General features: G+C 69.5%; 10 protein-coding genes and 1 pseudogene. 3 read left to right on the top strand and 8 right to left on the bottom strand.

Going from position 1 to position 12,029, the window contains the following annotated elements:
* Positions 1–28 precede the first annotated feature (28 nt).
* Positions 29–880, top strand: a complete 852-nt coding sequence (locus tag A4R44_RS39775) for an oxidoreductase (RefSeq protein ID WP_067593046.1) — start codon at positions 29–31, stop codon at positions 878–880.
* Between the two features lie 409 nt (positions 881–1,289).
* Here the strand turns inward: A4R44_RS39775 and A4R44_RS39780 are convergent, their stop codons facing one another.
* Genes A4R44_RS39780 through A4R44_RS39790 form a run of 3 tightly spaced genes read right to left on the bottom strand, consistent with a single transcriptional unit; the run spans position 1,290 to position 4,859 of the window.
* Positions 1,290–3,461 carry a xanthine dehydrogenase family protein molybdopterin-binding subunit gene (locus A4R44_RS39780; protein WP_067593049.1) on the bottom strand — a complete coding sequence of 724 codons (2,172 nt, stop codon included), beginning with the start codon at positions 3,459–3,461 and terminating at the stop codon, positions 1,290–1,292.
* Complete coding sequence (locus tag A4R44_RS39785; RefSeq protein WP_067593050.1) at positions 3,458–4,420, bottom strand: xanthine dehydrogenase family protein subunit M; 963 nt, start codon at positions 4,418–4,420, stop codon at positions 3,458–3,460. Before A4R44_RS39785 ends, A4R44_RS39780 begins: the two co-directional genes overlap by 4 nt.
* Entirely contained in the window at positions 4,407–4,859 is a 453-nt protein-coding gene (locus tag A4R44_RS39790; protein ID WP_067593053.1) for a (2Fe-2S)-binding protein, read from the bottom strand. The genes A4R44_RS39785 and A4R44_RS39790 overlap by 14 nt, the downstream gene beginning before the upstream one ends.
* 232 nt (positions 4,860–5,091) lie before the next feature.
* Here A4R44_RS39790 and A4R44_RS39795 point away from each other — a divergent pair, with 232 nt between their 5' ends.
* Positions 5,092–5,643 carry a TetR/AcrR family transcriptional regulator gene (locus tag A4R44_RS39795; RefSeq protein WP_067593056.1) on the top strand — a complete coding sequence of 184 codons (552 nt, stop codon included), beginning with the start codon at positions 5,092–5,094 and terminating at the stop codon, positions 5,641–5,643.
* 23 nt (positions 5,644–5,666) lie between these two features.
* Here A4R44_RS39795 and A4R44_RS39800 read toward each other — a convergent pair whose 3' ends face one another.
* The 5 genes from A4R44_RS39800 to A4R44_RS39820 all read right to left on the bottom strand — a co-directional run bounded on the left by A4R44_RS39800 (position 5,667) and on the right by A4R44_RS39820 (position 11,457).
* Positions 5,667–6,095, bottom strand: coding sequence for a thioesterase family protein (locus A4R44_RS39800; protein WP_067593059.1), 429 nt, complete (start codon positions 6,093–6,095; stop codon positions 5,667–5,669).
* Between the two features lie 10 nt (positions 6,096–6,105).
* The gene (locus tag A4R44_RS39805) at positions 6,106–9,081 is read right to left on the bottom strand and encodes a bifunctional [glutamine synthetase] adenylyltransferase/[glutamine synthetase]-adenylyl-L-tyrosine phosphorylase (protein WP_067593062.1); all 2,976 of its coding nucleotides are present in this window, start codon (positions 9,079–9,081) and stop codon (positions 6,106–6,108) included.
* Positions 9,082–9,111: 30 nt separating this feature from the next.
* The gene (locus A4R44_RS39810) at positions 9,112–10,242 is read right to left on the bottom strand and encodes an inorganic phosphate transporter (protein ID WP_067593065.1); all 1,131 of its coding nucleotides are present in this window, start codon (positions 10,240–10,242) and stop codon (positions 9,112–9,114) included.
* A gap of 94 nt (positions 10,243–10,336) precedes the next feature.
* On the bottom strand, positions 10,337–11,086 hold the full coding sequence (locus A4R44_RS39815) for a type 1 glutamine amidotransferase (RefSeq protein ID WP_067593068.1): 750 nt from the start codon (positions 11,084–11,086) through the stop codon (positions 10,337–10,339).
* Positions 11,083–11,457, bottom strand: a complete 375-nt coding sequence (locus A4R44_RS39820) for a rhodanese-like domain-containing protein (protein ID WP_067593107.1) — start codon at positions 11,455–11,457, stop codon at positions 11,083–11,085. Before A4R44_RS39820 ends, A4R44_RS39815 begins: the two co-directional genes overlap by 4 nt.
* 62 nt (positions 11,458–11,519) lie before the next feature.
* Here A4R44_RS39820 and A4R44_RS39825 point away from each other — a divergent pair.
* Positions 11,520–11,951: pseudogene (locus A4R44_RS39825) on the top strand (Lrp/AsnC family transcriptional regulator).
* Positions 11,952–12,029: the final 78 nt, after the last annotated feature.

A 12,029-nucleotide genomic window follows, 5' to 3' on the forward strand; every position in this document is an offset into this window, starting at 1 on the left:
TTTCTCAACGCGGTGTAAAGTCGGCTGCATGACCAAGCTCTTCCTGATCACCGGCGCCAGCTCGGGCCTCGGCCGGGCATTCGCCGAGGCCGCGCTCCAGGCCGGCCACACCGTCGTCGGCACCGTGCGCAAGCAGGCCGACGCTGCGGAGTTCGAGCAGCTCCAGCCGGGGAAGTCCCTCGCACGCATCCTCGATGTCACGGATGACGACGCGGTGTTCCAGACCGTCGACGAGATCGAGGCCGAGGTAGGCCCGATCGACGTAGTCATCGCCAACGCCGGGTATGGCCACGAGGGTGTCTTCGAAGAGTCGACGATGGCTGAGCTGCGCGCGCAGTTCGAGGTGAACGTGTTCGGCGTCGTCGCGACGGTGAAGGCGGTGCTGCCGTACCTGCGGCGGCGGAGGCGCGGGCACATCCTCGGCGTCACGTCGATGGCCGGGCTGATCACCGTGCCGGGCACGTCCTTCTATCAAGGCAGCAAGTACGCCGTCGAAGGCATTCTCGAAACGGTCGGCAAGGAAGTCGCTCCGTTCGGCGTGCACGTCACGGCGATCGCGCCGGGGTCGTTCCGCACCGACTGGGCGGGCCGGTCGATGGTCCGCACCGTCCGTTCGGTGCCGGACTACGACCAGGTGATGAACCCGGTCCGCGAACACCGCCTCGCGGCCAGCGGCAAACAACTCGGCAACCCGCGCAAGGCCGCGGAAGCCGTGCTGCACGTCCTCGACGTCCCGAACCCGCCCGCGCACCTGGTCCTCGGCTCCGACGCCCTCCGCCTCATCGCGAACGGCCGCGCGGCGGTCGACAAGGAGATCTCGGAATGGGCGGAGCTGAGCCGGTCCACCGACTTTCCGGACGGGGCTCAGCTGCCGGGCTGAGCGTCGCGGCGGTGGGTGTCCGCGAGGGAGGCGGGCACCTCCCAGGTGTTTCGCTTGCGCGGCAGGCAGACCGGGTTCGGCGATTTCCGGAAGGATGCGACATCCCCGATGCTCTCCCGCGCACCAGGCGACCTTCGCGCGCGCCGCGGTGTCCGGACCGGGATCGCCGGGCGCGATCTCGCGGATCGCCGAGCCCCGCAGCGCGGTGATCAGCCGCTCCCGCAGCCGCCGGTACTCGCCCGCCACGCCGCGGACTCACCAGCACACACCACACCCGCCACCGCACCGAGACCAGCCCACACCGCACTCCGCACTCCGGCGTGCTCCCCCGGTGCCCCGCAAACCCGCCGAGCGCCGTCAGCCCCGGCTACCCGGGAGGGGACGCCCGCACCCGGACGTCCCCTCCCGGTCACTCCACCAGCAGATCCTCGATCATGATCGGAATGCTCCGCACCCGGATCCCGGTCGCGTTGCACACCGCGTTCGCCACCGCGGCCGCCATGCCCACCGCGCCGATCTCGCCGACTCCGCGGGCTCCGACCGCGTTGTGCAACGTGTCCGGGTACTCGACGAACTGGACGTCGATTTCCGGGATGTCGGCGTTGACCGGCAGCAGATAGCTCGCGAAGTCCGCGTTCGCGGGACGTCCGCTCGGCTCCGTTTCCAGTCCCTCGTGCAGCGCCGCGGACACGCCCCAGATCATGCCGCCGGACAGCTGGCTCCGTGCCTGCGTCGGGTTGATGATCCGGCCGCCGTCGAAGACGCCCAGCATCCTCGACACCCGGACCTCGCGGGTCAGCCGGTGCACCCGGACCTCGCAGAACTGCGCGCCGAACGAGCTGAACGAATGCTTCGTCATCTCCTCGCCCGGGGCCGAAGATCCCTTGGCGGACAAGGATTCCCGGCCGATCGCACGCAGCAGTTCACCGAAGGGCATGGTGCCGTGGTTGCCGTGCAGCAGCCCTTCCGCGTACGTGACGACCTCGCCCTCGAACGGCGCGCCCGGCTCGGCGGCGAGCGCCACCAGCTCGTCGAGCAGTTCGGTGGCCGCGAGCATGATCGCGGTGCCGGTGCTCGCCGTGGCGGTCGAGCCGCCGGACATGCCGCCCGGCGCGAACTGGGAATCGCCGAGGTGCGGGGTGACGCGTTCCGGGTCGATGTCGAGGGATTCGGCCCCGATCGTGGCCAGCACGGTGAGCAGCCCGGTGCCCGGGTCGGCTCCGCCGGTGGACACGTCCGCGGTCCCGTCCGCGTTGAGCACGATCTCGACCGTCGCCGGGAAGCGCAGCCCCGGGAACATCGCGGTCGCCGTGCCCATGCCGACCAGCCAGTCCCCGTCGACGTGCCCCCGCGGCGACCGGTTCGCCCAGCCGAACCGCTGTGCCCCGATCTCGTAGCACTCGTCGAGGTGCTTGCTCGACCACTGCAGATCGACCCCGGGAGGAGCGAGCGAACTGTTGCGCCTCCGCAGTTCGATCGGATCCATGTCCAAAGCGATCGCGAGCTCGTCGACAGCGCTTTCGAGCGCGAACGAACCCGAGGCCTCCCCGGGCGCACGCATGAACGTGCCCGGCGGGATGTGCAGCGGCACCATTTTCTGGCTGATCGACAGGTTCTGCGTCGCGTACCACTCGCGCGAGGTGCCGTGCGACGTCGGCTCCACAAAGGACCGGCTCATCGACGTGGCCGACCAGGAGTCGTGCCGCACCGCGATCAACGTGCCGTCGCGATCCGCGCCCAGTGCGATCTTCTGCACCGTGGCCGGCCGGTTCGCCGTCGCCGTGAACACCTGCTCGCGGGTGAGCGCGCACTTCACCGGACGGTCGAGCGCCCTGGCGGCGGCCGCGGCCAGCATCCCCGGAGCCGAGGTGCCCGCCTTGCCACCGAACGCGCCGCCCACGTACGGGTTCACCGCGTGCACGGCCGACGGCTCGATGCCCAGCACCCCGGCCATTTCCGTGGCTTGCAGGTAACTGGCCTGGTTTCCGCTGTAGAGGGAGAGTTCGCCGCCGTCCCACTTCGCGACCGCCGAATGCGGCTCCATCGCGGCGTGGTTCTGCGTCGCGGTGCGATAGGTCTCCGCGACGACCACCGAACTCTGCGCCAGTGCGTCCGCAATGGACTCGACGCCGTCGGCGAGCACCTCGATCGACGGTGCGCTGCCCCGGCTCTCCGGTGCGTCCTCCGCCGTCGCGAGCCCGTCCTCCATCGACGTCAGCGCGGGCTTTTCCTGGTAGGAGACCTCGATCAGCCCCGCCGCGTCCCGCGCCTGTTCGAACGTCTCCGCGACGACCAGCCCGATCGGCTGTCCGTAGAAGATCACGTCCCGGTCGTGCAGCGGCAGCCACAAGTCCCCCATCAGCTGGGACTTGAACGGGTGCAGTTCGAGCGGGTCGAACGGGCTGTAGACGCTCACCACCCCGGGCGCGCTCTTCGCCGCGGTCACGTCCATCGCGGTGATCTCGCCGTGCGCGATCGTGCTGAGCACGATGTACCCGTACAGCATGCCGGGGAACGTGCGGTCCAGCGCGTAATCGGCCTGGCCGGTGACTTTCCGCGGACCGTCCAGCCGCGCGCTCATGCCCGGCTCCCTTCGGTCAGTTCGAGCAGCGCGCGGACGATCGTCCGCTTCAGCAGCGAAGGTTTGAACACGTTGCCGGACAACGGCTTTGCCCCCTCGACGGCCACTGCGGCGGCGGCCGTGAAGGCTTCCTCGGTCAGCTCCGCGCCGCGCAACGCCTCTTCCACGGCGGGCAGCCGCCACGGCACCGTCCCGACTCCGCCCGCCGCCACACGGGCGTCGGCGATCTTCCCGTCGCGCACGTCGAGCGCGACCGCCGCCGAGCACAGCGCGAACTCGTACGACTGCCGGTCGCGGATCTTGACGTACGTCGAGTTCTCCGCCCAATCCAGCCGCGGCACCCGCACCTCGGTGATCAGCTCGCCCGGACGCAGGTCGTGCTCGATTTCCGGGGTGTCGCCCGGCTGCCGGTAGAACTCGGTCAGCGCGACCGTCCGGGTGCCCTCGGCGCCGGCCAGCACCACCTCCGCGTCGAGCGCGACCAGCGCGACCGCGACATCGCTGGCGTGGGTGGCCACGCAGGAATCGCTGGCTCCGAAGATCGCGTGCATCCGGTTGACGCCGGAAATCGCCGAACAGCCGCTGCCCGGCGAACGCCGGTTGCACGGCATCGCGACGTCCCGGAAATACGAGCACCGCGTGCGCTGCATCAGGTTTCCGCCGATGCTGGCCATGTTGCGCAGCTGCTGCGACGCGCTGAGCAGCAACGCGCGCGAGATCGCCAGGTACACGCCGGGATGCGCGGCGATGTCGCCCATCCGCTCCAGCGCGCCGAAGCGCAGGCCGTCCGCGGTGTCGATGCCTCGCAGCGGCAGGTCGTTGATGTCGAGCACCTGCTGCGGCGTGAGGACGTCGAGCTTCATCAGGTCGACCAGGGTGGTGCCGCCCGCGAGGTAGGTGCCCGCGCCGCCCAGCGCGTCCTCGACGGTGGCGGGTGCGGTCAGCTCAAACGGTCGCATCGGCCTGCCTCGCCTGCTCCACGGCGCGCACGATGTTCGGGTACGCCGAACAACGGCACAGATTGCCGGACATGAACTCGCGCACGTCGGACACGTCGTCGCGCACCGCGGCGACCGCCGACATCACCTGCCCGGACGTGCAGAACCCGCACTGCAGCGCGTCCTGGTCCACGAACGCCTGCTGCACCGGGTGCAGTTCGTCCTCGGCGGACAGTCCTTCGACGGTGGTGACGGGACCGCGCACGGCGGCCGCGAGCGTGAGGCAGGACAGCACCGGCTTGCCGTCGACGTGCACGGTGCAGGCACCGCACTGACCGCGGTCGCAGCCCTTCTTCGGACCGGTGATGCCGAGCCGCTCGCGCAGCGCGTCCAGGAGGGTCACTCCCGGCTCGACGCCGAGCTGCTCGGTTCTTCCATTGACTTCAAGGGAAATGTCCACAGTAGGGTTCGCTTTCCCGCAGTCCGTCCGCGGCGGACGTCCTGCGGCGTGATGGTGGTGGTGACGGCCCTTCGGGAACACGAGCCGCCGGAGGTAAACCGGATATTCATCCGCTTGGCTCGCTTTGACCGAGGCTAGCGGATTAGAATCCGCTACGCAACGAAGTGGAGCTGGTCCAGGTGACGCTGGAGCAGCTCCAGGTCAGGCAGGCGAAGCAAACGCGGGAGGCGCGATGCCGGTGAGCCCGCGGCGGGCGGACACCCGGCGCAACCACGAACGGATCCTCGCGGTGGCGGCGGAAACCGTGAGCCGGGCAGGAGAAGTGTCGTTCAACGCGGTCGCCAAGGAGGCGTGCGTCGGCGTCGGCACGGTGTACCGGCACTTCCCCACGCCGGAGTCGCTGGTGCTGGCCGTTTACGAACGCGAGGTGAACCGGCTCGTCGAGATCGTGCCCGAATTACTCGCCAAGCATCCCCCCGATCAGGCGCTGCGCGTCTGGATCGTGGACCACCTGGCGCACTACATGATGACGAAACGCGGACTGGCCAACGCGTTGCGCGCGTCGCGGAGCGAACTGCCGACGCAGGCGTACACCCGGATGCTCGACGCGCTCGACACCCTGCGCAAGGCGAACGCGGAAGCGGGCACCATCCGGCCGGACCTGAAGACGGAAACACTGATGCGCGGCCTCGGCGGGCTGTTTTTCCTTACTCCGGAAGGAGATTGGCAGGCCGAGACGGAGGGACTGGTGGACCTGGTGTGGCACGGGATGCGACTGGACTGACTCCGGCGACCCGTCCCGAAGCCTCACTCCGAAGTGGACAGAATCTTCAGATCCACCCCGGCCCGCTCGAAATGCCCCCGCGGATCCGGCACCAGCTTGCGCTTCTCCAGATCCATCAATCCCAGCGTGCACTTGATCTCGGCCGAAAGCGTCCCGTCCAGCTTCACAATGCGCGAGGTCATCCAGAACACCTTGCCGTCGCCGAACGAGGCATCGCAGGTCACGTCCACCACGTCCCCGGCGCGCAGTTCCCGCCGGTACACAATGTTCGATTCGAGCAGCACCGGCGCGAGACGCGATTCGTGCAGCGTGTTGCCGCCGGCCGCCTCGAAGACTTCCAGCCGCGAAACCTCGCCGTACGAGTGGTACACAGCGTGGTTGAGGTGGCCCAGCGTGTCGAGTTCGTAGTGGCGCACCTTGATCCGGGTGCGGAACGGTTCGCGGTCGGTCACGACGTCCAGGCTAGTTGTCGTAGAAGAGTTCCTCGACCACGGCGTGCGCGTGCCGCGTCACACGGCGGTAGGCGTCGAGGAACTCGCCGGGGTCGTCGTCCACCGAGTAGCCGAACACGCGCGCCACCGCGGCCAGGTCGCGGCCGGTGCCGGGCACCTCGTCCGCTGCCTTGCCGCGCACCAGCATCGTCGCGTTGCGCACGCGCGTGGCCAGCAGCCAGGCTTCGCGCAGCGAGTCCACGGATTCGGCAGGCGCGAGACCAGCTTCGGCCAAGGCGGTGAGCGCGTCGAGAGTCGACGTCGTCCGCAGCCCGGGCACCTCATGCGCGTGCTGCAACTGCAGGAGCTGGACCGTCCACTCGACGTCGGCGAGACCGCCGCGGCCGAGTTTCGTGTGCCGCGTCGGATCGGCTCCGCGCGGGAGCCGTTCGGTCTCGACCCGGGCCTTGATCCGGCGGATCTCGCGCGCGTCCGTCGGGTCGAGCCCGCCTTCCGGATAGCGCAACGGGTCGATCATCTCGATGAACCGCTGGCCGAGCTCCTCGTCCCCGGCGACGAACCGGGCCCGCAGCAACGCCTGCGATTCCCACACCTCGCCCCAGCGCTGGTAGTACGCGCGGTACGACTCCAGCGTCCGCACGAGCGGCCCGCTGCGTCCTTCCGGCCGGAGATCCGCGTCCACGACCAGCGCCGGATCCGCGCTCGGCGCGCCAAGGATCTTCCGCACCGTCTCCGCGACCGACGAAGCGAACCGCACCGCTTCGTCGTCCGGAACCCCTTCCGCGGGTTCGCAGACGAAAAGGACGTCGGCGTCCGAACCGTAACCCAGTTCCGCCCCGCCGAGCCGGCCCATGCCGATGACCGCGATCGTCGCCGGAGTACGCCCCAGCTCAGCCTGCCGTTGCCGATAAGCCGCCGAGAGCGCTCCCTGCAACACCGCGACCCACACGCTCGACAGCGCTGCGCAGACCGACGGAACATCCAGCAGTCCCAGCAAATCCGCGCACGCGACACGAAGCAGCTCATGCCGACGCAGCGACCGAGCAGCGGTGACCGCAGCGCTCAGCCCAGGCTGACGGCGTACGGCAGCCCGAAGCGACGTCGCCACTTCGGCTGGCGTACGTCCGGTCAACCGAGCCGGATCTCCCAGCAGCTGCAGCACTTCCGGCGCGCGGACGAGCAAGTCCGGTACCAGGTTCGACGTCCCGAGCAGGAAAGCGAGCCGCTCGACGACAGTGCCCTCGTCACGCAGCACACGCAGGTACCACGGTGTGTCCTGAAGCGCCTCGGACACCTTGCGATACGAGAGCAGCCCGCCGTCCGGATCCGGCGTGTCGGCCAGGCAATCGAGCAACACCGGAAGCAGCGCCTGCTGAATCGCCGCGCGCCGCGACACCCCGGCGGTCAACGCCTTGATGTGCTGCAACGCCCCTTCCGGCGCGGCGTACCCGAGGGCAGCGAGCCGGCTGGCAGCCTGTTTCGTGGTGAGCCGCAACGCTTCGGTCGGCACATTCGCCACCGACTGCAGCAGCGGACGGTAGAACACCTTCTCGTGCAGCCGCCGGATCCCCTGCGCGTGGCGGCGGAACTCGGCAAGCAACGCCTCGCCCTGACTGCGTCCGCGAATCGGCCGAATCCCGCAGGCGCGGGCGAGAATCCGCAGCTCATCGGTGTCCGACGCGGCGGGGAACAGGTGCGTCCGCCGCAGCCGACGCAGCTGCAGCCGGTGCTCGACGGTGCGCAGGAACTCATACGACGAGCTCATCTCCGCCGCGTCCGCGCGGCCGACATACCCGCCGTCGCCAAGCGCGGCCAACGCTTCCAAAGTGGACGACGAGCGCAGCGCGGGATCCACCCGGCCGTGCACGAGCTGCAACAGCTGCACGGCGAACTCGACGTCACGCAATCCGCCGCGGCCCAGCTTCAGCTCGCGTTCGAGATGCTCCGACGCGACGTGGTCCTCCACCCGCCGGCGCATCTGCTGGACCTCGGTCACGAAGTTCTCGCGGTCCGCGGCCGACCACACCATGGGCGCGACCATCTCCGCGTACTGGCGGCCCAGCTCGGCGTCGCCGGCCACCGGACGCGCCTTCAGCAAAGCCTGGAACTCCCAGGTCTTCGCCCACTTCTGGTAGTAGGCGGTGTGCCCTTCGAGCGTGCGCACCAACGCGCCGCTCTTGCCTTCCGGCCGCAACGCCGCGTCGACCTCGAAGCACGCGTTGCCGACCAGCCGCATCATCGTGCTGGCCAGCCGGGTCGCGACGCCGAGGTCGCCGGCCCCGACGAAGATGACGTCGACGTCGCTGACGTAGTTCAGTTCCCGCCCGCCGGTCTTGCCCATCGCGATCACCGCGAGCGTGTCTTCGGCGGACGCGCCGACCTCCTGCTCGGCGACCACGAGCCCGGCCCGCACCGCGGCCTCGGCGAGAGTGGTCAGCTCGCTGGCCACGTCCCGGAACCGCGGGTGCTCCAGCCCGGGTTCGACGAGGTGGCCGAGGTCAGCGGCGGCGATGCCGAGCAGCAGCCCGCGGTAGCCTGCCCGCAGCTCGGATTCGGCGGCGCTCCCGGTGACGTACGTCCCGTCGTCCTGGCGCACCCGCTCAAGCAGCCGCTCCGCGAACTTCGCCGGTTCGGTGCACCGGTTGTCCGCGAGACAACGCCACTCGCCCGGATTGGCGACGAGGAAATCCGCCAACGCGGTGGAGGTGCCGAGCACGCCCAGGAGCCGACCGCGGAACGTGCGGTTCTCGCGGAGCGCGCTGTCCAGCTCAGGCCAACCGGGTTCGTCGGCCTCGCGAATGCGGTCGAGCCCGGCTAGCGCGAGGTCCGGATCCGCGGCGCGGGAGAGGGCGAGGAGGACGTCGGCGGCACCATCGGCGGGTCCGCCTTCGGTCCACCAGCCCGCAGCGCGCAGTTGACCGTCGGCCCGGGTGTCAGTGAAGCCGTACCTGGCCGCCGAAGCTGTGGTCCGCGCGCGTTCTGCCATCGCTCACACCGTAGCCGGAGCCGGGCGGGTTCAGGCAGCCAGGCGGTCCGGTTCGGTCTCGGCGGCGGAGGGTTCGGGGACCTGGAAGCTGTGTGCGGTGACGGGTTTGCGGCGGGAAAGGAGGTAAATCCCGGCCGCGAAGAGAATGCCGGCGACGCCGACCGCGATGGTCCCGGCCTCGCCGAGCGAGGCGATCTTGCCCGCCGCCGCGCCGACGATCGCCGCCGCGGGCAGCGTGAACAGCCACGCGAGCACCATCCGGCCCGCCATCCGCCAGCGCACCGGAGCCTCGCGACGGCCGACGCCGGAGCCGATGATGCCGCCCGAGCAGACGTGCGTGGTCGACAGCGGGAAACCGAGGTGCGAGGACAGCAGGATCACCACGGCGCTGCTGGTCTGCGCGGAAAATCCCTGTGGGCCTTCGATGTCGGTGAGGCCCTTGCCGAGAGTGTGGGTGATGCGCCACCCACCGAGATACGTGCCGAGCGCGAGCGCGGACGCGGCGCTGATGATCACCCAGACAGGCGGCGCGGACCCGGCAGGGAGACTTCCAGCCGCTACCAGTGTCAAGGTGATGACACCCATGGTCTTCTGCGCGTCGTTGGTGCCGTGCGCGAGCGAGACCAGCGATGCCGAGACGATCTGCCCGACCCGGAAACCGCGCCCGCCGCGTTTGCGCACCAGGAACCGGTAGACGAGGTAGGTGACCGCGGCCGCCGCCGCTCCCGCGATGATCGGGGACGCCGCGGCCGGGATGAGCACCTTGTCCACGATCTTGGCGAAGTGGACGGAGTCCGCGCCCGCGGACACCCAGGTCGCGCCGATCAGGCCGCCGAACAGCGCGTGCGACGAACTCGACGGCAGGCCGACGTACCAGGTGAAGAGGTTCCAGACGATCGCCCCGATGAGCCCGCCGAACACGATGGCGGGCCCGATCCTCGTCTCGTCGACGAGACCGCTGGAAATCGTTTTCGCGACCTCGACCGACAGGAACGCGCCGGCCAGGTTCAGCACCGCGGAGATCGCGACGGCGACGCGGGGCCGGAGTGCTCCGGTGGCGATCGAGGTCGCCATCGCGTTCGCCGTGTCGTGGAAGCCGTTGGTGAAATCGAAAACCAGCGCCGTGCAGATCACGACGACAACGAGCAGCGAGGGGTCCACCCCGACCTCCGAACCCTACGGAAATACCTCTCGCAAGGTACCTGACCGTTTGGGTGAACCGTTAACTCGCCGTAAGTGATTCCGACGTCATCCGTTAAGCCAGCGGCAACTGGCGTTGACTTTCCGGAGCCGCCTCCAGCTGCCCGGCGGCCACCTGGACGAACCGGCGCGCGAACGGACGCCATGTCTCGGCGATGTCCGCGTGCGCAGAGATCAGGGCGTCCTCCTCCAGCGCGCCCGGGCGGGTGAGTTCCGCCATTTCCGGTGCCGCCTCGGCCCAGGCGCGGACGACCTCCGGCGTCGTTTCGATGTGGAATTGGACACCGTAGACACAACGGTTCATCCGGAAGGCCTGGTGCGGGTACTTCGGCGTGGATGCGAGCAGCTCGGCGCTCTGCGGCAGGACAGTGATGACGTCGCGGTGGAACTGCAGGACGTCCGGGAGGAAGGGCATGTCCGCGAAGAGCGGATCGACCCACGCGGCGTCCTTCTTGGACACCAGCCCCGGCCCGACCTCGGGCCCGGACTCGCCCTCCGCGACCTGCCCGCCGGTCGCGACGGCGAGCAGCTGCGAACCGAGACAGATCGCGAGCGTCGGCACGGCGTTCCCCGCCGCGGTGGCGAGCAGCTTCCGGACGTCGGCGAGCCAGGGGTGCTTCGCGTCGTCGAGCGCGCCCATGCCGCCGCCGAGACAGATCAACCCGTCGTACCCGTCAAGGCTTGAGGGCAACTCCTGCTCCGGCGGCAGCCGCACGTCAAGTTCCGCGCCGGCTTCGGCAAGCCACTCCCCGAGCGGGCCGATGGGATCGCTGGTATCGGGCTGGATGATGAGCAGACGAGTCACGACTTCCAGGGTACGGGCTGCCCGGCTTCGGTCGGATAGCCATGGGCGAGCCAGGTCGTGCTGCCGCCGGAGAGTCGTTTCACGGTGAAGCCTAGCCGCGCGAGCCGGTAGGCGCCCTGGGTGGCGGCGTTGCAGTAAATGCTCTCGCAGTAGCAGACGTAGACGAGGTTCCGGTCGAGGTCACGGGTGCTTTCCTCGGTCATTTCCCGATAGGGCAAGCAGATCGCGCCCGGCAGGTGAGCTTCGGCGCATGCCCCCGGGCTGCGGGTCTCGACGAGGAGGTAGCCGTCGGCGAGGTCTTGGGCGAGGTCCCGCCCGAAGTACTCGACGGCCCTCGGAAGATTCGTGGGGAAGAGAGAGGATGCGAGCATCTTCACCGGGGTTTTCCGGGCCCGGACGGCAGTTGGCCTGGAGTTTCGGAGAAGGTGCCGCAGTGGAGCCGGACGATGTTGATCGGCGTCTGCTGGAGCTGCTCCAGTCCGACGGCCGCCTGACGTTCTCGGAAATCAGCCGCCGAGTCTCGCTCTCCGCGCCGGCCGTGACCGAACGGTGCGCCGCTGGGAACAGCGCGGGGTGATCACCGGCTACGCGGCGCGGGTCGATCCGGAGAAGCTGGGCCGCCCGATCCAGGCGATCGTGCGGGTCCGCAGCCTGGACGGCCCGCGGTTCCGCGAGGCGATCCTCCCGCTGCCGGAGATCACGGACGCCGACCACGTGACCGGCGACGAATGCTTGCTGCTCCGCGTGCACTGCCGCACGACGGCCGAGCTGGAGCGCTTCGTAGAACGGGCCCAGCGCTACGGCGAGACCACGACCTCGCTGGTTGTTCTCGTCTCCCGTCCGAGGCCGCAGGCTGTCGCTGTGACCTGAACATGGTGAAGGCCCGGGTCCCCGTGGCGGGGTTCCGGGCCTTGTTTTGTCCGTGACATGAGTCTGGGCCCCG

It is taken from the genome of Amycolatopsis sp. M39, from assembly GCF_001651785.1.
GTDB lineage: Bacteria > Actinomycetota > Actinomycetes > Mycobacteriales > Pseudonocardiaceae > Amycolatopsis > Amycolatopsis rubida.

Excerpts from the sequence above, each read along its gene's own strand:
- A4R44_RS39785 (WP_067593050.1), bottom strand. The coding sequence starts at position 4,420 with ATGCGACCGTTTGAGCTGACCGCACCCGCCACCGTCGAGGACGCGCTG.
- A4R44_RS39805 (WP_067593062.1), bottom strand. The coding sequence starts at position 9,081 with ATGGCAGAACGCGCGCGGACCACAGCTTCGGCGGCCAGGTACGGCTTC.
- A4R44_RS39780 (WP_067593049.1), bottom strand. The coding sequence starts at position 3,461 with ATGAGCGCGCGGCTGGACGGTCCGCGGAAAGTCACCGGCCAGGCCGAT.
- A4R44_RS39795 (WP_067593056.1), top strand. The coding sequence starts at position 5,092 with ATGCCGGTGAGCCCGCGGCGGGCGGACACCCGGCGCAACCACGAACGG.
- A4R44_RS39775 (WP_067593046.1), top strand. The coding sequence starts at position 29 with ATGACCAAGCTCTTCCTGATCACCGGCGCCAGCTCGGGCCTCGGCCGG.
- A4R44_RS39820 (WP_067593107.1), bottom strand. The coding sequence starts at position 11,457 with ATGCTCGCATCCTCTCTCTTCCCCACGAATCTTCCGAGGGCCGTCGAG.